The sequence below is a fragment of the Bradyrhizobium sp. USDA 336 genome, from assembly GCF_044908355.1.
Taxonomy (GTDB): Bacteria; Pseudomonadota; Alphaproteobacteria; order Rhizobiales; family Xanthobacteraceae; genus Bradyrhizobium; species Bradyrhizobium yuanmingense.
In genome coordinates, this window is record NZ_JBIYDC010000002.1 from 5,126,949 (window position 1) to 5,150,124 (window position 23,176).

The following is a 23,176-nucleotide window of genomic DNA, read 5'->3' on the forward strand; positions in this document are numbered from 1 at the left end:
AAGACCCGGAGCTCACCCATCATCAGGCCAATCAACGGCGCTCGGTAAGTCGCCCTGCAACTAAAAATAGTCACATTTGTTAGCGCACATTGTAGTTACTTCCGATTTTACTTTGGTAGATGTGCGATGATCGATGCAGGTTCACGGCTGTCTCTCGAAAGACCTCGAATTCTGAACTTTAGTCTTCGGCAGCGCCGCCCTGGTATTGCGGGTTGCCGTTGGAAATCTCCGGCAGGCAGTCGAGCTATCCCTGTCAAACAAGCGCCCCTTAGCCCGATACGGCACCTTCAGCATCCCCGAGGTATGGCGGCTTCTGAGCGGTCGAGCGCTGATCCTCCATAGACTCACACTGAATCCCTGCAGTGTCTCCTGCAATGGCCAGCTCTTTGCACAAACCTCGTGATCACGTCATGAGCCCGAGCTGATTTTTTTGACTCCAGCCCCGCCATTTGCGCTCGCCTTATTCGGCGAACGACGCTTGTGCCAGCGGCCGTGGCGAAGCACATGAAAACTTGAACGTTCTCGTTCACGATCGTGGGTTCAATTGCAGCGATCGGGGCGACGTCTGAAGATACTAACAAGCCGCAACAAGGCTCCCGGCGACGATCCAGGGTGCGAGTTCGTGATACACGATCTCGAGCTCTCGGCTTACCAACGCGGCGCCACGTTGAACTTCTCCCGCCATAGGGTCGAGACAGTGCCTGTGGAATTTCGACATCTACGCTGGGCAATCGTCGTGTCCCAGCACCGAAGCCTCCGTCAGGCGGCAGACACGCTTAGAATCAAGCAGTCGACCCTCAGTCGCTGCCTACGAAATCTCGAACACACGTTGGGCAGCAAACTATTCGAGCGCACCAACGGAGGTACGCGACCAACGATGGAAGGTCGAGAATTTCTCGAGGATGCCCGGCGCATCGTAAGCGAAGCTGAAGCAATGGCCGCTCGCCTCAAGACCCGCTCGCGTGGCGAGAGTGGTCGGTTGACCATCGGGATCCACACCTCCCTGTCAGCCGGCAATCTTCGCGCCACCCTCCTCGACCACCGGCACCGCTTTCCCGATGTCGATAGACAGTTTGTCGACGGAGCGCGCGAGCATCTGATTTCGGACCTCGCCAGCTCAGCCATCGATGTCGCTGTCGTGGCGGATCCCAACCCGAATTGGAGCGGCAAGTCATTGGTGCTCTGGAGCGAACGTGTTGTTGCTGCCCTCCCTGCGAAACATCGTCTGGCAAGTCATGACGTAGTTCACTGGGGCGAACTGCGGCGCGAACCGCTTTTGATGTCACAGCGTGGCCCCGGACCGGAACTCCTCAAGCTTCTCATCAGCAAATTAGGATCTTCCGATCCTTGCAAGCTGCTTCGCCATGACGTGGGGCTCGACCGGCTTCTCTCCATGGTGGGCATGGACTTCGGTATTCTCCTCGCCCTGGAAAGTGCGACTGGCGCTACTTATCCCGGTGTCACCTTTCGGGAGGTACATGATGCCGAGGGGCCGACGCGGCTGAGCTTCCGCGTCTATTGGCGGCAGTCCAACGGCAATCCATTAGTACGTCCGTTTCTCGACTTGATTCGTGAACGCTATCCAGATCTTTCCGCCGACCCGGGCGAGAGTTGAGCAGCACTTCGCCGGGCCTTCGCAAAGGCGCGGTCGGTCGCCATGAAGCGCTCGATCATCGGCGCGATCAATTTGGCAGGCTCGGTCGGCGTCGTCGCACTTCCGCTACGCGTCAGAATCTCGGCGTAGCTTTTGAGATCCCTGAAAACCGCCGCCGGCAGCTCGATCGTGAGCTTGACCGGTTTATCGTCTTCGAGTGGTCCAAGCTTGAGCTTCGTCATCGCGCACCTTTTTGTCCGTAGGGAGCCAGCACCAAATCGCGCGTGACGATGACGCGGACCGGAAAACCTGGCCGGATGGTCAGCGTCGGCTGGATGTTGAGCTGGCGCTGCACGATTTGCTGGCCGGTCTGGCTAATGCTGTTGGACGCACCGCTACGGATTGCTTGGACAAGGTTGTTCTCATTCTGGCTCGTTCCCGCCTCGGCTCCGACGCTCAGCATGGTCGAGAGGACGGCGGCCTTGAACAGCATGCCCCAGTGGTTGTCGACCTCGTCCTCGAGGCCGGCATAGCCACCGGTGTCGGCACCAGGCTGGCGCTCCAGCACGATCGAGTGACCGTCCGGCATGATGATGCGGGTCCAGACCAGGAGGATGCGGCTCTGGCCGAACGCGACGGAACTATCGTACTGACCTATCAACTTCGCACCCTGGGGGATCAGAAGATATTTGCCGGACGGGCTGTCCCAGACCGCTTCCGTGATCTGAGCAGTGACTTGGCCGGGCAGATCGGAACGAATGCCCGTGATGAGCGCGGCCGGAATCACGGTGCCCGCCTGCACAACGTAAGGTGAGGCCTTGGCTTCGAGCCGGTCCGGACTGACCGTGCGCTTGTCTGTCGCAGCAGTGAGGAAGGCCGTCTTGCGATCCTGCATGTTCTGGGCAGATCCGGCATCGACGGGCGGTGTCGCAGCCGGAGTGGCCGTGGCTGCAGCGGAGGCATTCGGGACGAGTTGGCCGGTGCTCTGAGGTTGCTGAGCAGTTTGGGCAAAGAGGCGGCTGACCCGCGCCGCCTCGATTTCCTGGCCCATGCGCTGCGTCTCAGGATCTGACGTCGCTGCCATGGTGTTTGGTGCGGCTCCTGCGTTGAGAATCGGCTTGCCGAGGTCGCCGGGCAGCGGCGGCCCGAGCGGCGGCGCCTGACGCGGCAGACCGGTATAGTCTCTCGGCAAGGCGGCCAGGCCGTCGGCCGAAGGCCTGTTCTGGGTGCTAAGCAGCTCCTGGCCGGTCTGCTGCTTGTTGCCAGTCTTGAGCGCATAGCCGAGTGCTCCCGCGACCGCGAAGGCAGACACTGCGCCGAGGCCTACAAGAACCTTGCGCGAGAGCCGTGTGACACGCGGCCGCTCGCCCCGGAGCCGAAGGTCGGGCGGCGCAACAGGCGGGATGTTGCCCTGATGTTCGTCTTCACTGCCTATCGCCATGAGCGCCGCCTTCCGTCGGTACGGACGATGCGCACGCGCCGCTCACTGTCCTTGTCGCCAAGACGCAATTCGGCGGCGGCGAACAGGCGATCGACGATGTAGTAGTTGCGGTTGACGCGGTAGTTCACCAGTTCGGACCCGCCGGCCGGACCGATGACGAACAGCGGCGGCATCTCACCCTGGACGATACCGCTCGGGAATTCGATGTAGACCTTGTTGCCGTCATCGAAGGCGCGCAGCGGACGCCAGGCCGGATCGTCGCCTTCGATCGCGTAGCGGAAGTTGATCGAAGCAAGGTCGACGCCGGCCGCGATCGGGGCTGCGGTTTCAGCCGCTGCGTTCTGCCGCCGAAGCGCAATGAGTTGGTCCTCGGGATACTGCCAGGAGACCGAGGCCATGTAGGTCTTCTCCGTCGAACGCAGCTCGAGGAGGTAGGTCCGCCGGTCGGTGTTGATGACGAGATTGGTGACCAATTCCGGCCGAGTCGGCTTGATCAGGATGTGGATCTTCCTAGTCGGGCCCGTGCCGCTCTCGGTATCACCGATGATCCAGCGCACAGTGTCACCGGCGGCGACCGGACCGGAACCGACGAGTTGCTCGCCCTCCTGTAGGGCGACATCGGTGATCTGACCCGGCGCTGTATAGACCTGGTAGAGGGCTCCGCCCGAGAAAGGATAGACCTGTACCGCGTTGATGAATCCATTGCGAACCGGCTGCACCCGTGCCGCCGCGTTGGCCTGTTTGACGCGAACCTTCGGATCGGCGGCTTCGGGGGTGCGCTTGCCGGCGGCGAGCGGTTTCAGCTGCCCGGGCAGCGGCAGGGGCTTTGGGAATTCCACGATCTGAACGGGAGCCGGCGGATCAGTGGTGAGCGTCGCCGGCTCGGCGCTATCGTAATTGATATCGGGCGGGATAAAATTATGCGCGCAGCCGCCGAGTGTCGAGGCGGATATCAGCAAAGCCACAAAGGCGGATTTACGGAAGCAGGTATCGCCGTTTTTCCGGTTTTGCTGAACGATGAAAAAAGGCGAAGCCGGACCGCCGGCGTTCGAGAAAGTCGGCGGGGTCATTGTCCCAGCTCCTTTGACCAGTTGATGGCGTTGACGTAGATGCCGAGTGGATTCTTGCGCAGCCGATCGGCGTCGGTAGGCGGCTGAATCGCGATGGTGAGGAAGGCGGTCCAACGTGTGGTGCCGGCGAGCGCCCCGTCCTGATAGCGGTGCTCGACCCAGGCCACGCGAAAACTGTCGGGCGAGGCACGGATAACACTGGAGACGTCGATCGCGACCTGCTGCTTGCCGAGATTGGCGAAGGGATCATTGGCGCGGGCGTAGTCGTTCAGCGCCGCCGCGCCCGCCGTGGTCGTGAAATCATAGGCCTGCAGCCAGTTGTGCCGCACGATGATCGGGTCGGCCGGAAGCGAGCGCACGATCTGGATGAAGTGGGCGAGATACCAGGCAATCTGCGGGTCGTTCGGCCTGTAGTCGGCGACGGCGGGCGCCACAGCTTGCGCTTCGCCCAGCTTGTCGACCTGCACCACCCAGGGAACGACGGTGCCGTGCGTGGATTGCCAGACGAGCCCGCCGGCGAGGCCGCACGAGAGGATCAGCGAACCGAAGGCCATCAGCCGCCAATTCTTGGCCTGCACGCGGGCCGAACCAATGCGTTCGTCCCAAACTTGCGCTGCGCGCTGGTATGGAGTTTCGGGCTCGGGCGTGCGGCCGTAGCGGACCGACGATCGCCGAAAGACTGACATTGATTATTCTCCTCCCGAAAGGTCGACGGAATGGCCGCCGCCATGGCTGTCGCCGGATTTGAGGGCTTGCGCGGCGGTCTGAGCGCCGTGAATGACGGTCTGATTGCGCTTGACGCGCTGGGCCCAGGCGGGCGGACCGCTCTCGCTAACTGCTTGAGATGCGGCTCCATCGTTTGCGGCCTCGGCACTCCCGATGGTCCCCATCGTCGAGGAGCCACCCGTGTTAGCGACGCCGGCACGGGCACCGGAGGTGAAGCTCTCCGTCATTGCCCCCGTTACTCGCGCAGCGACGCGTCTTGCGGGAGCTGCCGCGTGACTTGCCGCCGCACGACCCGCCCCGCCGAGACCGGATGCGACTCCGCCAGCGCCGGACCGACCGGCCGATGCGAGGCTGTAGGCGGAGGACACACCGCCCGCCATCGACGCACCACCACGCGCGGCGGCCGCAGCACCGGAGCTGGCTGCCATCGCTCCCCGTCCGGCCAAACCGAGCGCCGCGCCGCCGACCATTGCCGTGCCGGCGACGGCAAGGCCCGTACCGACGGCAGCGCCGGCGCCAAGCTGCGGCGCTCCCGAGACAAGCCCGGTGGCGATGCCGGGACCGAAGATGCCAAGGCCAAGCATCGCGAGTGCCGCGAGCACAACGGAGAGCGCCTGCTCGATCGTCGGCTGGCCGCCGGCATAGGCGGTGGTGAACTGGGAGAAGAGCCCGGTGCCGATGCCGACGATGACGGCGAGCACCATGACCTTCACGCCGGAGGCAACGACATTGCCCAGCACCTTCTCTGCGAGGAAGGCGGTCTTGTTGAACAGCGCGAATGGAATCAGGATGAAGCCGGCGAGCGTCGTCAGCTTGAACTCGAGCAGCGTGATGAACAGCTGCACCGCCAGAATGAAGAAGGCGATCAGCACCAGCAGCCAGGACACCATCAGCACGGCAATCTGGACGAAGTTGGCAAAGAAGCTGGTGAAGCCCATCATCTGGCTTGCGGAGTCGAGCAACGGCTGCCCGGCATCGAGGCCGACCTGCGCAAGCCGGCCGGGCCGCAGGAAGTCCGCGGTCGAGATCGACGAGCCGCCGGCCTTCAGGCCGAGGCTAGAGAAGCTGTTGAAGATGATGCTTGAGAGCTTCGTGAAGTTGGTGATGATGAAGGCAAAGAAGCCGATGTAGAGTGTTTTCTTCGCCAGGCGCTGGAGGATGTCCTCGTCAGCGCCCCAGGCCCAGAACAGACCGGCCAACGTGATGTCGATGACGATCAACGTCGACGACAGGTAGGTGACCTCGCCCTTGATCAGGCCGAAACCCGAATCGATGTAGGTCGTGAACGTATTGAGGAAGGTGTCGATGACGCCGACGTTATTCATGGCTGCTCTCCCCGCGGAGCGCTCGTCGTTGGCGGTGTGGCCGGCGCGGCTTGCGGCAGAAGTGACCGCGCCGGCCCGCCGAAGAAGCGCGCGCGGTTCTCCTTCCAAACCGCCTGGCAGTGCGGATCTTCGGCATCCTGGGGTCCGAGCTCAGCGCAGCGGAGCAGCTCGGCCGAGAGGTCATCGGGAGCGGAGGCAGAGGGGGCGTCGGATACGGGCCGCTCCACCGGACGCCGGTGGATGACGTGCAGCGTGGCGAGGAAAATCACGAACACGACGATCATCGCGCCTGCGCGAAGGATATCCGAGCGCTCCATGACCCAAGCCTCAGTTGCCGCTGAACATGGTGACGTTGCCGGGCTGATAGCCGCTACGCGTCGAGAAGATCTTGTACTGTTGCTGGCCTTGCGATTCGCTCGCCGTGACGCGCGCCTGCTCGAGCGCGTCTGCCCTCCCCTTCGCTGCGAGAACCGCGACAAGATCTGAAAGTTGCTGGGAGTGCAGAGCAAGAAGCTGGTTGCCGGCCTGAGCGGCTTGCAAGGCGCCACTTGCCGACTGGCTGGCGGTAACCAGCGAGGTCATTGCGCTGGAGTTGGTCGAGATATTGCCGACGACACCGGCCTGCACCTTCAGCGAATCCTCGAAGGCGCCAACCGAGTTCTGCCAACGACTTTGAGCCGCGGCAAACATGGTCGCATTGGAGCCCGTGGCCGCCGCCGTGCCGTAGGTCGTGGAGTACGCCGTCTGGATACGCTCGACGTTGAAGGCGATGTTCTGGGCCTGGCTCAGCAGTGACTGAGTCCGGGCGACCTGTGACTGAAGCTGGGTCAGCGTCGACAACGGCAGGTTGGCGAGGTTCTTTCCCTGGTTCACCAGGCTCTGGGCCTGATTGGTCAGCATCTGGATCTGATTGTTGATCTGCTGCAGCTCGCGGGCTGCGGTCAACACGTTCTGGCTGAAGTTGCTGGGGTCGTAGACGATCCACTGGGCGGAGGCCGGTGCTGTCGCAAGCGGCGAGATCGACAGAGTGAGCGAGAGAGCGGTCGCAGCGGCTAAGCCAGCGCGCCGCACTTCAAGAGTGATCATGATTGCACCTCCAGGGTTGTCAGGTCAGGGATGAGATCAGCGGCCCAGAGCAGCTCGTGATCCGCGAGCCAGGCGGCCGTGAAGTCGTCGCGGCCGTGCTCGGCGAGCAGCCGCTCGATGGCGGCATGGTCGGCCTTGGAGGACGCGGCGCAGAAGGCGAGCGCGACCGGCCCGAGGCCGAGCTCGAACAGCCGATTGCCGCGGCGAGACTGACAGTAATAGTCCCGCTTCGGCGTCGCCCGCGCGATGATCTCGATCTGGCGGTCGTTCAAACCAAACCGCTGGTAGATGGCGGTGATCTGTGGTTCGATCGCGCGCTCATTCGGCAGGAAGATACGCGTCGGGCAGCTCTCGACGATTGCGGGTGCGATGTTGCTGCCGTCGATGTCGGAGAGCGACTGGGTGGCAAAGACGACGGACGCATTCTTCTTCCGTAGCGTCTTTAGCCATTCCCTCAGCTGTTGGGCAAAGGCCGGATCGTCCAGGACAAGCCACCCCTCGTCGATGATGAGGAGGGTCGGTCGACCGTCGAGCCGCCCTTCGATGCGATGGAAGAGATAGGTGAGGACGGCAGGCGCCGCGCCAGCGCCGATCAAACCCTCGGTCTCGAACGCCTGCACCGACGCGAAACCGAGCTGCTCGGCCTCCGCGTCGAGCAAACGGCCGGAGGAGCCGCCGACACAATAAGGTTGCAGCGCCTGCTTGAGCGCGGCCGATTGCAACAGGACCGTCAGGCCGGTGATCGTCCGCTCCTCGACAGGCGAGGATGCCAGCGAGGTCAACGCCGACCAGACGTGCTCCTTCACGGTCGGATCGATGGTAACGCCTTCCTTGGCAAGGATCGCGGTCACCCACTCAGCAGCCCAGGCGCGCTCCGCCGCATCGCCGATGCGCGCGAGCGGCTGGAGCGCGACGGAATCCTCGGCGCTGTTCGACAGGCTGCCGCCGAGGTCGTGCCAATCGCCCCCCATGGCAAGCGCGGCCGTGCGGATCGAGCCGCCGAAATCGAAGGCGAAGATCTGGCTCTTGCGGTAGCGGCGGAACTGGATCGCCATCAGCGCCAGCAGCACAGACTTGCCGGCGCCGGTCGGGCCGACGATCAGGGTGTGGCCGACGTCGCCGACATGGAGCGAGAAGCGGAACGGCGTCGAGCCTTCGGTCTTGCCGACGAAGAGCGGGGCGCTGCGGAAATGCTCATCCTGGTCCGGCCCGGCCCAGACCGCCGACAGCGGGATCATGTGGGCCAGGTTCAGCGTCGAGAGCGGCGGCTGGCGGACGTTGGCGTAGGCATGCCCCGGCAGAGAGCCGAGCCAGGCTTCGAGCGCGTTCACCCCTTCCGGCATGCAGGTGAAGTCGCGCCCCTGGATCACCTTCTCGACGAGGCGCAGCTTCTCGGCGGCGAGACCTGCGTCCTCGTCCCAGACAGTGACGGTCGCGGTGACATAGGCCTGGCCGACGTCATCGGTGCCCAACTCCTGCAAGGCGAGATCGGCATCAACGGCCTTGTTCGCCGCATCGCTATCGACCAGTGTCGACGCCTCATTGGTCATCACCTCCTTGACGATTGCGGCGATCGACTTGCGCTTGGCGAACCATTGTCGGCGAATCCTGGTCAGCAGCTGCACCGCTTCGGTCTTATCGAGGAGGATCGCGCGGGTCGACCAGCGGTAGGGAAAGGCAAGCCGGTTCAGCTCGTCGAGAATTCCGGGATGGGTCGCGGTCGGAAAACCGACCACGGTGAGCGTGCGAAGGTGATGGGTGCCGAGGCGCGGCTCGAGGCCGCCGGCGAGCGGCTCGTCCGCGAGCAGCGCGTCGAGATGCATCGGCGTCTCCGGGACGCGGACGCGCTGTTGCCGTGTCGAGATGGTCGAATGCAGGTAGGTCAGCGTCTGGCCGTCGTCGAGCCAGGCCACCTCGGGCATGAACCCTTCGACCAGTTGCAGGACGCGGTTGGTCCGGTCGACGAAACCGCGCAGCAGTTCGTGAGGATCGACACCGCTCTGTGCGCGGCCCTCATAGAGTAAGCCCTCGATACGCGAAGCGTCTTCGGCCGGCGGGATCCAGACGAAGGTCAGGAAATAGCGGCTTTCGAAGTGCGCGCCTGCCTCCTCGAAAGCGTCCCGTCGCTCCAGATCGACCAGCGCTGATGCGGCGTCCGGAAAGGTGTTGTGAGGATAGGTCTGGGCGGCGACGCGCTGGGCTTCGACGAAGATCGCCCAGCCTGAGCCGAGCCGGCGCAGCGCGTTGTTGAGTCGGGCCGTCACGCCGACGAGCTCGGCAGGCGTCGCGCTGTCGAGGTCCGGACCACGGAAGCGCGCAGTGCGCTGGAACGCGCCGTCCTTGTTGAGGACGACGCCTTGCGCGACCAAAGCGGCCCAGGGCAGGAAATCGACGAGACTGTGGGGCCGATTGCGGTATTCGGCGAGGTTCAGCATGGAAACCTCACGCGCCGAGATAGGAGGGATAACGGAGGTGACGCCGGACGACGTCCACAAACTGCGGATCACGCTTGGCAGCCCAAACGGCCGCGGCATGGCCTGCAGCCCAAATCAGCACGCCGGGAATCCAGAGATGGAGGCCGAGCGCTATTGCCGCCGCCAACGTGCCGTTGGCGATCGCGACCGTGCGGGGCGCGCCGCCCATCAGGATCGGATCGGTGAGCGCGCGATGGACCGGCGCGAAGAAGCCCGGCACTTCTGGATCGACGATGCCGGCCATCACACCAAGGCTCCGCCGGAGAAGCTGAAGAAGGTCAGGAAGAAGCTCGAGGCCGCGAAGGCGATCGACAGGCCGAAGACGATCTGGATCAGCCGGCGGAAGCCGCCGGACGTATCGCCGAACGCGAGCGTCAGGCCGGTCACGGTGATGATGATGACCGACATGATCTTGGCGACCGGACCTTGCACCGACTCCAGGATCTGATTGAGCGGCGTCTCCCACGGCATCGAGGACCCGGAGGCGTAGGCTGCGGGCGCGAACGCGACGGAGATGAGGGCAATCGCTGCGAGCCCGGTGAAGCGGATTCGCACGCGACGGATCACGGGAGAGAACTGGATCATGATGGCTCCTTGGCAAACGAGGATTGCCCGCCCGCCTCGGCGGACTGGATGCGGTAATCGCCGGTGGCGGGATCGAGGCCGGCGACGAGGGCGAGTTCGGCGAGGCGGCGTTCGCTGCCGCGGCCGCGCAGCACCGCGACGAGATCGATCGTCTCAGCGATGAGCGCCTTGGGAACAGTGAGGACGGCTTCCTGGATGAGCTGCTCGAGGCGGCGAAGCGCGCCCAGCGCTGTGCCGGCGTGAATCGTTCCGATCCCACCGGGGTGGCCCGTGCCCCAGGCTTTGAGGAGCTCCAAGGCTTCGCTGCCCCGGACCTCGCCGATCGGAATCCGGTCGGGGCGCAGGCGCAGGGAGGACCGAACCAGGTCAGAGAGCGAGGCGACGCCGTCCTTGGTGCGCAGCGCAACCAAATTTGGGGCGCGGCATTGCAGCTCACGCGTATCCTCGATCAGGACCACGCGATCGGTGGTGCCGGCGATCTCGGCCAGCAATGCGTTCGTCAGCGTGGTCTTGCCGGTCGAGGTGCCGCCGGCGACGAGGATGTTCTTGCGGGCAGCGACGGCTTCGCGGAGCACGATCACCTGGCTGGCCGTCATGATGCCGGTCGCCGCGTAGTCGTCCAGGGTGAACACAGCGACCGCAGGCTTGCGGATTGCAAAGGCCGGCGCCGCAACGACGGGCGGGAGAAGCCCCTCGAATCTCTCCCCCGTCTCGGGAAGCTCGGCCGAAACGCGCGGCTTCTCGGCATGCACCTCAGCGCCGACATGGTGCGCGACGAGGCGCACGATCCGCTCGCCGTCGGCGGCGGACATCGTTCGGCCGCTATCCTCCAGTCCGCCGGACAGCCGGTCGATCCAGAGCCGTCCGTCGGGGTTGAGCATCACCTCGACGATCGCGGGGTCTTCGAGGAAGGTCGCGATCGCGGGACCCAGCGCGGTGCGCAGCATACGCGCGCCACGCGAGAACGCTTCCGAATGGAGTAGAGTGCCCGCCACGATCGTCCCCCTAAGACCAATCGCGCTAAACGATTGGCGACGGGGATGGATAGAAAAGGCAGGAAACGGGTTAGTTCAACAAGTATTCAGCCGTCGTAGGGAGCCAGCGCGGAGCGGCGAAAAAATACTTGCTGCATCGAAAGCATACCGCTCGAACCCGGCGATATGTTCGTCAGGCGCGCTTCCCATGCATCGAGTTCCGCCCGACTCTTGCGGCGCAACCGCTGCATAGACGCCCGCCTCCGAACTGGCGCCAGTTACCTCTGCATAGGGTCCGTCCGCACCACGTTCATGAGGCCGGTGAGAATCACAAGACGCTCAAACAGGAAGTCACTAGAGCGTTTCACATTTTGATTGAAGCATAACCAGCGCTGGCAAAGTAGTTGGCGCATTCGCGAGGCTGGATGTCCTGGACGAGGCGGCCGATATGGCGCCAAGTATCCTCGATGGTGCGCTTCTGAGCTTGCCGCATCCAGTGTTTGATCTTGGAGAAGGCTTGTTCAATCGGGTTGAGGTCAGGCGAGTATGGCGGCAGGTACCAGAGCCTGGCGCCAGTAGCCTTGATCATCTGCCTGACGGCTTTCGACTTGTGGCTGCCGAGATTGTCGAGAATGACGATGTCGCCTTCACGCAGGGTTGGCAGGAGAATGTGCTTCACGTAACCACGGAAGCATTCACCGTTGATCGGGCCGTCGAAGACGCAGGGTGCCGTGAGTTGGTCATGGCGGAGCGCGCCGAGGAATGTGAGGGTACGCCAGTGACCGTGCGGAGCGAAGCCGCGCAGGCGCGCCCCTTTGGGTCCCCAGCCTCGCAAAGGGGCCATGTTGGTCTTGATCCAGGTTTCATCGATGAAGACGAGCCGGCACGGATCTAGCCCGGCTTGCCAGGATCGCCAACGCAAGCGCCTACGAGAGACGTCGGCGCGAGCCTGTTCGAGGGCGAACATTGTCTTTTTTTGAACCGCAGCCCTTCCCGGCGCAGGAACAGCCAGACCGCATTGTGTGAGACCTTGACCCCACGGGCTGCCAGTTCCGCCTTCAGACCATGCAGCGTCATGTGCGGCGTCTGAGTGATCCGCTCGACGATGAAGGTGCGGTGCGGATCAAGCACAGGCTTGCGGTGGCCACCCATCTTGCCAGGCGCTACCGAGCCGGTCGCTCGATAACGCTGTGACCACTTCACAACTGACGAGACCGCAACGCCAAACCGTTCCGCCACAGATCGGCAGCTCTCACCTTTGGCAACAGCGGATACCGCGCGCTTACGCAAATCGTTGGAAATTGGGTCGGACCATCGGATGCTGGCCTCCAGCCCAGCCAGCATCTTGAATCATATTCGCTCCAGATCCGGAATCCCCTCCGATTCAATAAATCCGTGAACCGCTCTACCAAACATTTAGTTCTGCGTCGTGGGGTGTGAGCTTCGTACGAGGCATCGCCATCGGCTCCGATCAGCCGATGTTCGATCACCACCCTCAATGGGACCAACCGAGGGCGATCGCGATTTGATTGTTCTCCCATGACATCAAGGTGGCATCCGCTTGGCCATGCCTCGCTCCCGATCGCAACTCCTTTGCCACCAGCGCCGCCAAGGCGCGAGATTGATCGCGGCAAGCAGTATGCTTGGCATCTCGTCCCGATCCGTCGGGCTGCATCTCATCGAGAAACTGTAACGACTCGGGATGTCGAGCCGGGCGGACAACGCTTGGCGCATGTTCAGTGCACTGGACCTTACTAATGATGATCTGATCGCGTGCTATAACGGCGGCGTTGGAACCTCAGCATTCAAGCCATTGGCTGTTTGGGCGCGCCTGGCCTTGGCCTATGTCGCAACGTCATCACGCTCTACAAGTTTCTCCTATCGCAACTACCGTCAAGAGGACGACGAGAAGGTTGAAGTCCCCTCAATGCGCGGCCAGTGGGTCCGGAAGCTAAAGCGGGGCATCACGCCGCAGCCAGGTGAACCGGCAAGTGAAACTCATCCTTGTTTTCGTAGCGGCTTGTATTTCCAAAGGCGCTCGACCCGTTCGACAATTCCAGCCAGATGTGCTCGCTCAACTTGATATCGCGTAGTTGCGATCGGTTCTGCCATCGTGGGGATAACGAAGGTGCCTCTACCGCACGGCGAAATGCCCCATAGTTGCTTTACCTTGTTTGCTGCCAAGTTCGTGCTCGGCGTGTCGAAGATGAGTCGTTGAAATCCATGTGCTTCGAAGAACCGCTCCATCGCCCGGACGTAGGAAACAGCACCTATCCCGCGTCCACGATGCTCTGTATTCCAGATGTGCGCGTGCATGATTGCGCTTACGCGTGGTTCGATATGAGTCAGTTCGTGCACACCGACGCTTACACCTCTAACTCGTATCGTCAGGATCGTAGGGGCGACGCTCCCCTGGCCTGTCTTAAGCGCAAGTGCCTCGCGCATCAACCGCCTGCTTGGCATCTTGTTCGGGTCAAACCCGATCATTGCGCGCAGCTCCAGCGATGATGATCCAAACCAATAGTTCAGAATATTTTCGATGTCGGCGTGTCCCAGATCCGATACTGTTATCTCAGATACGGTGATATCAGCGCCCTCGAAGGGACTGTCTCCTACGTTCATTTCCCGGTCCTCGCCTGGAGCAACGATCAACGCAAACGTTACTTATCTCGTCGACAGCGCGCGGGGCCGGGCAATCTACGCGCATCTAAACATGCCGTATTCCACGAAACGATCCCTTCGAGCGCCCAACCTCGAAATCCGCCATTCACCCGCGCTAACGTCGGCAAATGCCGTCCACGATTGCCTCGCAATCGACAATGTTATTATGATTAAAGCCGGGACAGTGCACGATCGTTGCGTCCTGGTGTGAAAAATGAAATTGCTCTAGCTGAGCCCTCGAAGTTGCGTGGTCGCCGGCAACATAAACTGTGCATGGCAGTTCGATTTGAAGAGCCGCAGCAACATCAGCCAAGAACACAATGTTGCTGAGTACGCAGTCCCGATGCGTCAGATCGCACTCCATCAAGCTAAACAAATACTTGTAGGCTGGATTGGCCCTTAATCTGGCCTCGATCTCGATGGGAACCGTCGAGCCCAACATAGTCCTGTTGGGCGGATCAATCAGATGCAACTTTACTTCAGCTCCGCTCCGAGCAAGCACGCTAGCCGTTTCGATGGCGACAAATGCGCCAAACGAATATCCGACGACTGCATCGACCTCGGCAGAGACCCTCTTACTAGCAATCTCTGCTCCGAGAGTTGCTACGGATTCGTACGGCCAATAATCATTATAATTCACTACGTCGCTGGTTACACGCTTGGACAACTTTCTCAGCATGCGAAAGTAGCATATTGGGTAGGCGACAAAATCCGGAAGAAAGATGACTCTCATCGTATCCCATCCATGATCCCCCGGGCTTTGGTAGACATTCAGCCGTCCTACTCGTCCTTCCACGTACGCGGGCTACCTCTGGAGCAGTAACGTCCGGTGGCAGCGACAAAGACGGATGGCACTGAACTATGTATGTTCATGGGAGATCAAATTGATCCCAGCTGGAAAGAATTCGGGGCTGTTGTATCGCTCGAGCACCTCGTCAAGATGATAGAAGCCATAGTTCAGCTGCTCCAGCAGGCTCGGCGAGTTCGACACGATTTTTAGACACCGTTGAAGATTGTCATCTACACGAGCTTCTCCGCTTACCACCAAGACGTTCTTCAATCCGTGGTGATACAGATCGTCCCGGTAGCCGGCCCCACATCGAGAAGCATTGATGATGTCGAAATTCCCAAGAGCTGGAGACAAGTTCAGCGTGCCGGAGATCCTACCAACATTGACGATCTTCGAACGAGACCGGCCATTTCCATTCACATCGAGTAACTGCGCGATCCGAGGGAAGAGGCCGCCAACATCCGAGTCGATGCAGAGGAATATCTTACTGAAAGGGCGGTCCATCAAATCCGGGCGATCCAAATCGAGAGGAGTCCAGTAAATTCCGCGCTTTACAACCGTAGCGTCTCGGTCCAAGGCCGATACTTGGCAACCACTCGCATGTGCGACCAGGGCCATCATGGTGCCGACCAGTCCCATCCCCACAACCAGGACCCGGTCACCTGCTTCGAGCCGGGCCCGATCGCTAGCATGAATAGCGGTCGCTCCAATCGTCGCAAGCACGGCATGCTCCAGCTTAGTGCCTCGATCCACTCTGCAGACCAATTTCCTGGGAACAGTGATGTAATTGGAGTGGGTCGCGATATTCCAGCCCATTGCAAGGACATCGTCACCAGGGCGAACGTGCTCGACGAGCTTACCGGTCGCAACAATAGCGCCGACAGCGCAGTAGCCTAACGCCAGCCGGCCGCCACTTTTTCTTAGCTCCGAGATGTAGTGACGTTCAGTTCCCGGGCTTACCAGCGAATGCCTGACCCGAACACGCACCTCCGTATCCCGGATCTCCGGCACATCTTCCCAGTGCAGACCGACTCCTGACGCTCCTTCAGCGACAATCGTATACCGCTTCACGCCACTCACTCCGCAGCCATCAAGGCGGCTAAGCACTTGCCAAAGTCCGGAAAGGAAGTCCGGTAGCAAGCGCCGCTAATCACGCGCGCACTAACCCGGTAAGCCAGGAGCATCACATGGGCAGTCATGGAGAGACGGTGATCGTCGAAAGATGGAACGAAGGGGCGGGGCTTAACAATTTGGCCGCCGCACACTTGAATATCATAGTGGTCGACCTCGATTGTGAGCCCGAGGTGCAACAACATCTCTCGCGTTGCGGCAATCCGATCGGTCTCCTTGAAGGTCAGCTCGAACAGATTGCGAAACCTTGCTTCACCTGGAATCGTACAGCATATCGCGCAAGCTAGCGGGATTTCGTCGATCATCGCGTGGAAGGCCTCTTTGTCGTCGAGACCGACGGCAAGCAACGTACCTCCGCCGCGGAGGCTAAGGCTACCAATTGGCTCTCCGCAGACCTCGCGGATCTCTTTAACTTCCAAACCAAAGCCGCACTTGGCCATCCAATCGAAAAAGCCTAGTCGGGTACGATTGAGGCACACGTCTTTTATCTCAAGTGCTGCCCCGGGGTTGTTCCGATTGGTAAGCCAGAAAAGGGCAGCCACGTAAGCGATCGCAGACGGATCTTTCGGCACCTTTGTTCGCTCGGGCATCCGCAATTGTCGGGGCGTGTAGCTCACGCGGTTGTCCGCATCATCAACTGCCTCGCCAAAGGCGGCCGCCATTACCTGAGTATGATTTCTGGCGAGTGCGGGATATTCGATCACCACGCGGCGCCGCGCAGCGATAGCTGCAAATAAGAGTGCCGAGACTGCCTGAGCGCTTCCAACGCGCGTTTGCACCTCGCCGCCCCTGAAATCGCCCTTGAACACGCGTATCGGCAGCGCTCCTCGCTCTCCGAGGTAATCTAACTGGCCGCCCATTTGAATCAGGGGATCGACGATCCAGTCAAATGGCCGCCGCCTGAGCGTCTCATCACCATCAACAATGCAGTTCATGCCGACCCCCACCAACGCGCCAATCAACAACCGAGCTGCTGCACTGGAGGGGCCGAGCTGGACAGTCGGAATGCCCACCTTGGGAAGATCCTGCAGACGGCCCCGCAGAATAGTCTTTCGGGCCTCCTTATCGTGCTCCACCTGGATACCGAGATGGATTAGCGCTTCTAACAGCAGCCAAACGGCCGCACCGGTGTTGAGATCCTCAATTTCGACCGGCTTGTCCGATAGCGCGGCGAACAGCAATAGTCGGTGACTGATTGACTTGTCAGAAGGAAGGTACGAGCTTGAGCGCTCCCACGACGATTCCCTGTTGCTGACCGTTCCGCCGACCTCTAGGTCCGGATAGCTGATCACGACTTGGAGCTCCTATATCTGGCAGGATTAATGAGCTCTTCATCTGTCCGTAACTCGGAACGTTCATAGGTCTCGCCCGCGCCCGGCCCATACGGGATAGGAAGAGTTGTTTGTTCGTAATGGCGCCTCCGGTTCTTCTTGCGTTCCAGCCCAAGATTGAAGCCGACTAGATCGATTCCCCATCGATCGAGCAGCCCGGCTTCGGCGGCGTATTCAACGATCTCGGCACCTGTCGGCGTTCTCACCAGAACCCGAGCGTGCTTGGAAATTGCTTGCCCGCCGTTGAGGCTCGCGTCAAATATGTTCGGATCTCCGTCACAAACGCTAACATCAGCCAAGCCACTCATCCAGTCCCCGCACGAAAGACAGCGGTGGGTTTTGTTCTCTTTGAGCTTGTTCAGAATCTGCCAAAACTCTACCGCGCATTTATCCTGATTGACGTCCGTCGCTTGGAATTTCCCTGGATATAACCCCTCACGGTACTTCACGTTTACGGTCCGCGTGGGATCTTTACCGAGAATGTCGGAGATAATGGCCGATGTTCCGGCGGGCAAGGTATTTGACGAGCAGGCAGTCTCGACCATGAACACAACCCGTTCCTTTGCCCAACGGCCGATCTCGGTATCTTGTCGCTGCAACTTGCGGAGAGCCTGAACATGACACGCAAGGCCAACGACAGCGACATTCTCGTCCGGAGACTGGTCATATGTCACACGAAGCGCATTGAGATAGGGCGCCAATTGATAGGTGGATTGCGCGTTCGCGATAATTACATCTTTGGAGTCAGATACTACCGGACTGGCACGCCAGCCCTCAGTGGCATTTCGCCCCATCGTCAGGGTGTGGCGCACGCTAAGTCGTGTCCTCGAGGCCAGCAGAAGAGTTGTGACCGCACCGCCACTGGACGAAGCCCACCTGATCTCCTCTGAGCAGGACTGCGCTCCAAAGAACGCGGTGAAAATGCCTAGCCATCGCTCCTCGGCTGCGCGATGACGGCCATAGATGTGCATTTCGGATGCATCCGTCTCGGGATCGAGACCAGGGCAAACTCCATGACAATGGTCACAGTCGGCGCAGATGGCGGCGTCAAAGTCAAGCTTAGGCTGGATAGTGTCCTCGTCGAACAGAATGAGATTGTGTGGACACACCAATCCACATGCACCGCAGCCCGTGCACAGTGCGGCTGCCAATACGTCTTCAACTAGCTTGGCGACTGACAAGAGTCTCTCCTTGTGAAGTCGAGCTCCATCTTTACGCTTTCGAACTGGACCGCGCTTTTGCCTCTGGTGAACACCCCCCTGTCCACCACGTGGAAGCGGTACTTCTGATAGAACCTGCCCGCGATGAGCATGGCTTTCAGATAAGCTTTTGGAGCTCCCGATACCTCGATCCGACTTCAATGCTTCTGTACGAGATGCTTTCCATGACCCATTCCAGCAACAACAACGCTTGGTAACCTCGAATCGCTCGATCTCGACGAGAGCCTAGGATGTGAACTCTTTCAGCGACACAAATGCATTGCTTCCGAATGGCGCCCGCATAGATACTGGCGTCTCGGCCTTCAAGCCACGTCGCGATCTGCTCTAGCGGGTAATCGCCGCGACAGAGGGTCTCCACGGAGTTGCGGTGCGCCCGGAATCGAGGCGACGTCAGTCTCAGTCTCAAGCCTGATCCGTGTAGCTTGTGCGGTCATGCCCTCCTCCTGCTTTCCTGGTTCATCCGCTCTAAGTTCAGCCGGAATTTGTCCTAGCGATCTGACGGCACGACTAGCCCCGCATTGGCTCCAACACTTGAGCGATTGCCGACTGCAGCGCTTCAACGAAACCATCGTCATAAACCGCGCCATCGTAGTCCATGGTCAAAACGAGATCGCGATGCGATAGGTAGCCGGTAAACTCCAGGTGATGGCTGGGAGCGCCATGCAAGGTCCTTAAAGAGGCGGCGTTTACGACCCAGTCACCACTCGCCGACATCTCAATATCGCCCAAAAAGTTGTAACTCGCGTCACAATCGTAGATACCGACTCCACGTTGCGTCTCGGCTCGCCCGAAGAACTCATTTCCGAAGGAGTGCGCTATTGGCTTTGCCCGCACCAGATAGTCTGCGACCTGCTTGACGGTCTGAGGTAGGTCGGCGGCACATACACGCATGACCAATGGGAAGATAATCGTGAACCAGCCAAACGTACTGTGCGTCTCGACACTCGCTCCAATCAGATCTCTACCGGAATCGAGAATGTGAATCTTTTGGTGCGCGTTGCCCTCGCAAGTAGCTAGCCCAGTCAAGATCGATGCGAGCAGCAACTCGCTCATGCGCGCCAGGTTCGACACCCCGTGGCGGGCCGGCACCTTCAGCAACCCAAGCCGACTCGTCTTCCGCTTGAATTTCTCTCTTGGTGGAAATGCCCTCTCAGGTCCCACCCTGCTGGCATTACAATGCGTCCACGGAAGACCGCTCCAGAAATCCGATGCGCGAGCGCGCGCCAGCGTATCCCGATAGTGTCCCACCCAATTTGAATACTGCGGCGCGCTTGACCAGCTCGCTATGTCTTTTGGGTCGCCGTCCGTTCCGTCTGCCAACTCCGACAACAGTAGCACCCAAGAATAGCGATCAACATAGAACTGATGACATGAAATGACCACCTGCGATGCGATCTTCCTCGGCACCACGGTGACTGAAACAATGCTCTGATTAACCAACGAGATTCGCGCTTCGGTAGCCTCAACCGCTTCCTCAATCGTAGCATCATCCGCCGCGTGCTCAATTCGCCAATCGGAACCAGCCCATTCGCTTACATGGCGCATAAGAACCCCACGCACAACGGCAACAATCTTTTCGACGCCGACAGATGTGGAGCAATCCAGCACACACGTCTGACACCATCCATTCAGATCGGGAATCCCGCGCGTTATGAGAAACTGAAAAGTAGGCAAAAACGAGCTGCTCACCTCCGTTCTCTCTCGAGGACCACTCACTGCATCACCCGTCAACAATGACAATTCTTGAATTGGGGTATCTGAGAGCAGTTGATCGAGGCCGAGCTGGAACCCTTTGCGCCTCAGTGCGGTGATCAACTGCAACGCTCTCAAAGAGTCGCCCCCGTTCTCCAGGAAGCTGAGGTTTGTCGCGACCGGCGCACCACCGAGAACTCGGCTGATCTCTTGCTGCAATGGCGACGACCCTTCGGCTAATGGAAGCCGGCTGTCCCGCTTGAACGCAGCTAAAATCGCAGCCCGATCGACCTTATTGTTCTTATTTAGTGGCAGAGCCGGCAGCATCAAGAAATGCTTTGGTACTTTGTGCCCGGGCAGCTGCCTTGCAATCCGCCGGCGCAAGTCAACACTGTTCGTCAGCTCAGACATAGGGACGATGGCAGCGAGTATTTGTTTCTCCTCATCTTCGTCAATCGCGAGCGCGCATGCGTCCTTTACATCATCCAAGCCACGCAACGTGGCGTCGACCTCGTGCAAGCTGACTTTCTGGCCATTGACCTTGATCACCGAGTCCTTTCGTCCAGCGATCACAATTCGTCCATCGTCGTCATAGTAGGCCAAATCACCGGTGGGGTAGTATCCGCCGTCCACGATCGGATGCTTTGCAATGATCTCGACACTGGTCTGCGATGCCATGTCGAAACGCTTTGCGAGCAACTCAGAGTGAATGATCAGCTCTCCGACCACATATGGTGTGCTCACCTTGCCATCGTCCGTCAGCAGAGATACCGAGACCCCCTCAACAGAGCGCGCGAGCGGCCAACTGCCCTGCAGCGACAATGGTCCATGCTCATGCCTCGCATACAGCGCAGTGGTGCATTCTGTCGGACCATAGGCGTTGTACAACGCGGAAAGTGGAGCAAATACTGCGTTAAAGAGCGAAATGTCGCTCGCATACATCAGCTCTCCCCCCAAAACAAGTCGCTTGGGCCGGGCATAGCGATTGCCATTATCCGCATATAATCGCCTGAAGTACGGCACGGTCATATGGAGAGTATCTATATCGTGTTGCTCGATAAATCGCTGAACATCATCAAGGTCGTGTTGTCTTGGGTTGATTGTACATAGGGTGCAACCCCGCTGCAGACTCATGAAGATGTCCATTAATCCAGCGTCCCACCCGGCAGACGCAAGTTGCAGAACGCGATCACCTGGTCGCACTCCCAAATAGCCCGCATAGTTTCTGATGTGCGCTGCAAGTGAAGCGATGGATTGCAGAATGACCTTGGGCTCTCCGGTCGTTCCGCTCGTAAGGATCGCATAATCCGCACAGCTCGGTTTTAGAGGAAGGCAAGGATGCGACTCTCCCACTGTCGGGGCGCGAAGTACATCGCGCTCGATGTCGATGACCTCAACGTCAGTCGATGCCACGTTGTCCGGGGAGCCACTGCAGTCGACGAGCATTGACGCGCCAAACGCGCGAATGATGTGGTCAACAAAGCTTATCGGCGTGGCCGGATCTACAAATACGATCCTCGTTGTTGCTGCCAGCGCGGCCAGAACGCTAACATATATCCCTAGTCCATGGGAGCCGTAGATGACGACGACGTCGGCGCGTGGCTCGATGGCCTTCATCGTCTCGACTGCGCGCGCTACATGGGCGCGCAGCTGTTGGAAGCTATACGTCCCACGGGCATCGATGACAGCAACGGCGTCACCGTCCACAGCGCGAGCGTTAAGGTAGTCGAACATGGCCAGTTCTCCGCTCAAACGGAAGATAGCGCACAGCTGAAAGCCGAAACAAAGATGTCGACTTCCCTCTTCGAGATGACGAGGGGCGGCGTCATTTTGATCGTGGAGGGCCGCTGCCCGCCTGTCCGTACGATTACGCCCAGCTCCTCAAGTTTGTCGCGAAGACGAGCGCTCAGCGGCTGAGACTGTTGAGCGCCCTCTGGGTCGTCAACGTCACACGCAAGCATGAGGCCACGACCGCGCACCAAGCTGATGCGGGAGTCCTGCTGGGCGAGCCGATCGAGGGACGCCCGTAGGTGGAGGCCCACGCTGTTGGCGTTCTCCCACGGACGCTCTGAACAATAGAGATCAACGACGGCACAGGCGGCGGCGCATGCCAATGGCATGAATGTGAAGGTAGATGAATGTTCCGAGTACGTGAGGAGGTCTACGAGCTGCGGATCGCCGATTATCGCAGAGATCGGCAAACCGTTTCCGAGCGCTTTGCCAACCACCAACAGGTCGGGCACCATTCCTTGGCGGCTGACGAACGGATCACCGGTGCGCCCAAAGCCGGTATATATCTCATCGAAGACAGTAATGACACCCCGCTCCAGTCCGACCCGCAGGATCGTTTCAAGTGTCCATGACGGTAACGGATGAACTCCCTCGGCGGCCTGGATTGGCTCGACGACGATCGCAGCAGGCAGTTGGCCTCGAGCCTCCTCCAGCGTGTCGAGGTATCGACGGAATGAACTCGACCAGTCGGATGTGTCTTCACCAATATCGGGGTAACAACTCTCCAAAGAAAAGCAGGGATATTCCACGGCATCGGCCGGAATGTGTTTCCGAAATAGCTTGTTGGACGACACGGCGAGCGCTCCTTGCGTCTTACCGTGAAATGCGTTGCTAAAATACAGAACACAGTTGCGGCCTGTCTTCGCGCGTGCAATTTTCAGCGCAACTTCGATGGCTTCCGCCCCGGTCACAGCGCCCATGACGGAAGCGTTCTTGAAGGGGACCACGAGGGCCAATCTTTCGATCAAAGCGTGGCGATGCGGGTTGTCGATGTTCCAGCCCGTATGGATCAAGAGCTCCGCTTGATGCCGAATGGCCTGAATGATTTCCTGCCGTCCATATCCAAGGTTCGCGGCGCCGCTGCCGCCGGACATATCCAGGTACGCCTTGCCTTCCGCATCGTACAAGTAGCACCCAGTGCCACGAACCATAGACGGTGATTTGCCGTTGTGCCGCCTAACGGAGATGGATCTTGCTTCACAGAACATACCGCCACCAAGGAAGGGTGAGTGAAAGTTGAAATACGGCTTGGCCATCCACGCATCGCCGAAGGCATTGCCGAGGA

Annotated in this window: 20 protein-coding genes; 1 reads left to right on the forward strand and 19 read right to left on the reverse strand. The window is 60.1% G+C overall.

What is annotated here, in order from left to right; all coding sequences use genetic code 11:
- The first annotated feature begins 703 nt into the window (after positions 1 to 703).
- Positions 704 to 1,615, forward strand: coding sequence for a LysR substrate-binding domain-containing protein (locus ABIA45_RS25035; protein WP_404654113.1), 912 nt, complete (start codon positions 704 to 706; stop codon positions 1,613 to 1,615).
- Here ABIA45_RS25035 and ABIA45_RS25040 read toward each other — a convergent pair.
- The 19 genes from ABIA45_RS25040 to ABIA45_RS25130 all read right to left on the reverse strand — a co-directional run bounded on the left by ABIA45_RS25040 (position 1,579) and on the right by ABIA45_RS25130 (position 23,147).
- The gene (locus tag ABIA45_RS25040) at positions 1,579 to 1,836 is read right to left on the reverse strand and encodes a DUF2274 domain-containing protein (protein ID WP_091878502.1); all 258 of its coding nucleotides are present in this window, start codon (positions 1,834 to 1,836) and stop codon (positions 1,579 to 1,581) included. The two genes, ABIA45_RS25035 and ABIA45_RS25040, sit on opposite strands and share 37 nt — an antisense overlap.
- Complete coding sequence (locus tag ABIA45_RS25045) at positions 1,833 to 3,035, reverse strand: TrbI/VirB10 family protein (protein ID WP_404654115.1); 1,203 nt, start codon at positions 3,033 to 3,035, stop codon at positions 1,833 to 1,835. The genes ABIA45_RS25040 and ABIA45_RS25045 overlap by 4 nt, the downstream gene beginning before the upstream one ends.
- Entirely contained in the window at positions 3,026 to 4,105 is a 1,080-nt protein-coding gene (gene trbG / locus ABIA45_RS25050; protein WP_404655742.1) for a P-type conjugative transfer protein TrbG, read from the reverse strand. Before trbG ends, ABIA45_RS25045 begins: the two co-directional genes overlap by 10 nt.
- Positions 4,102 to 4,791, reverse strand: coding sequence for a conjugal transfer protein TrbF (gene trbF / locus ABIA45_RS25055; protein WP_097669922.1), 690 nt, complete (start codon positions 4,789 to 4,791; stop codon positions 4,102 to 4,104). The genes trbG and trbF overlap by 4 nt, the downstream gene beginning before the upstream one ends.
- Positions 4,792 to 4,794: 3 nt before the next feature.
- Positions 4,795 to 6,156, reverse strand: a complete 1,362-nt coding sequence (trbL, locus tag ABIA45_RS25060) for a P-type conjugative transfer protein TrbL (RefSeq protein ID WP_404654117.1) — start codon at positions 6,154 to 6,156, stop codon at positions 4,795 to 4,797.
- Positions 6,153 to 6,473 (reverse strand): putative entry exclusion protein TrbK-alt, encoded by a 321-nt coding sequence (gene trbK-alt / locus ABIA45_RS25065; RefSeq protein WP_404654119.1) that lies wholly within the window; start codon positions 6,471 to 6,473, stop codon positions 6,153 to 6,155. The genes trbL and trbK-alt overlap by 4 nt, the downstream gene beginning before the upstream one ends.
- 10 nt (positions 6,474 to 6,483) lie before the next feature.
- Positions 6,484 to 7,242 carry a P-type conjugative transfer protein TrbJ gene (trbJ, locus tag ABIA45_RS25070; protein WP_404654121.1) on the reverse strand — a complete coding sequence of 253 codons (759 nt, stop codon included), beginning with the start codon at positions 7,240 to 7,242 and terminating at the stop codon, positions 6,484 to 6,486.
- Entirely contained in the window at positions 7,239 to 9,677 is a 2,439-nt protein-coding gene (trbE, locus tag ABIA45_RS25075; protein WP_404654123.1) for a conjugal transfer protein TrbE, read from the reverse strand. Before trbE ends, trbJ begins: the two co-directional genes overlap by 4 nt.
- Positions 9,678 to 9,684: 7 nt before the next feature.
- Positions 9,685 to 9,960: a VirB3 family type IV secretion system protein gene (locus ABIA45_RS25080; RefSeq protein WP_404654125.1), complete on the reverse strand. Its 276-nt coding sequence runs from the start codon at positions 9,958 to 9,960 to the stop codon at positions 9,685 to 9,687.
- Entirely contained in the window at positions 9,960 to 10,301 is a 342-nt protein-coding gene (locus tag ABIA45_RS25085) for a TrbC/VirB2 family protein (protein ID WP_404654127.1), read from the reverse strand. Before ABIA45_RS25085 ends, ABIA45_RS25080 begins: the two co-directional genes overlap by 1 nt.
- Positions 10,298 to 11,296, reverse strand: a complete 999-nt coding sequence (trbB, locus tag ABIA45_RS25090) for a P-type conjugative transfer ATPase TrbB (RefSeq protein ID WP_404654128.1) — start codon at positions 11,294 to 11,296, stop codon at positions 10,298 to 10,300. Before trbB ends, ABIA45_RS25085 begins: the two co-directional genes overlap by 4 nt.
- Positions 11,297 to 11,639: 343 nt before the next feature.
- Positions 11,640 to 12,619 (reverse strand): IS630 family transposase gene (locus ABIA45_RS25095; RefSeq protein ID WP_404654129.1). Its coding sequence is split into 2 segments (ribosomal slippage): positions 11,640 to 12,253 and positions 12,253 to 12,619, totalling 981 coding nucleotides; the frame shifts between segments, so codons are not numbered across the junction.
- Positions 12,620 to 13,273: 654 nt separating this feature from the next.
- Positions 13,274 to 13,897 (reverse strand): hypothetical protein, encoded by a 624-nt coding sequence (locus ABIA45_RS25100; RefSeq protein WP_404654130.1) that lies wholly within the window; start codon positions 13,895 to 13,897, stop codon positions 13,274 to 13,276.
- 154 nt (positions 13,898 to 14,051) lie between these two features.
- Complete coding sequence (locus tag ABIA45_RS25105) at positions 14,052 to 14,669, reverse strand: hypothetical protein (protein WP_404654131.1); 618 nt, start codon at positions 14,667 to 14,669, stop codon at positions 14,052 to 14,054.
- A 126-nt stretch (positions 14,670 to 14,795) separates the two neighbouring features.
- Complete coding sequence (locus tag ABIA45_RS25110) at positions 14,796 to 15,797, reverse strand: hypothetical protein (RefSeq protein WP_404654132.1); 1,002 nt, start codon at positions 15,795 to 15,797, stop codon at positions 14,796 to 14,798.
- A gap of 5 nt (positions 15,798 to 15,802) precedes the next feature.
- Positions 15,803 to 17,149 (reverse strand): 3-phosphoshikimate 1-carboxyvinyltransferase, encoded by a 1,347-nt coding sequence (locus ABIA45_RS25115; RefSeq protein WP_404654133.1) that lies wholly within the window; start codon positions 17,147 to 17,149, stop codon positions 15,803 to 15,805.
- Positions 17,146 to 18,369 (reverse strand): Coenzyme F420 hydrogenase/dehydrogenase, beta subunit C-terminal domain, encoded by a 1,224-nt coding sequence (locus ABIA45_RS25120; protein ID WP_404654134.1) that lies wholly within the window; start codon positions 18,367 to 18,369, stop codon positions 17,146 to 17,148. The genes ABIA45_RS25115 and ABIA45_RS25120 overlap by 4 nt, the downstream gene beginning before the upstream one ends.
- 546 nt (positions 18,370 to 18,915) lie before the next feature.
- Positions 18,916 to 21,834, reverse strand: a complete 2,919-nt coding sequence (locus ABIA45_RS25125; RefSeq protein WP_404654135.1) for an AMP-binding protein — start codon at positions 21,832 to 21,834, stop codon at positions 18,916 to 18,918.
- Between the two features lie 14 nt (positions 21,835 to 21,848).
- On the reverse strand, positions 21,849 to 23,147 hold the full coding sequence (locus tag ABIA45_RS25130) for an aspartate aminotransferase family protein (RefSeq protein ID WP_404654136.1): 1,299 nt from the start codon (positions 23,145 to 23,147) through the stop codon (positions 21,849 to 21,851).
- Positions 23,148 to 23,176 lie beyond the last annotated feature (29 nt).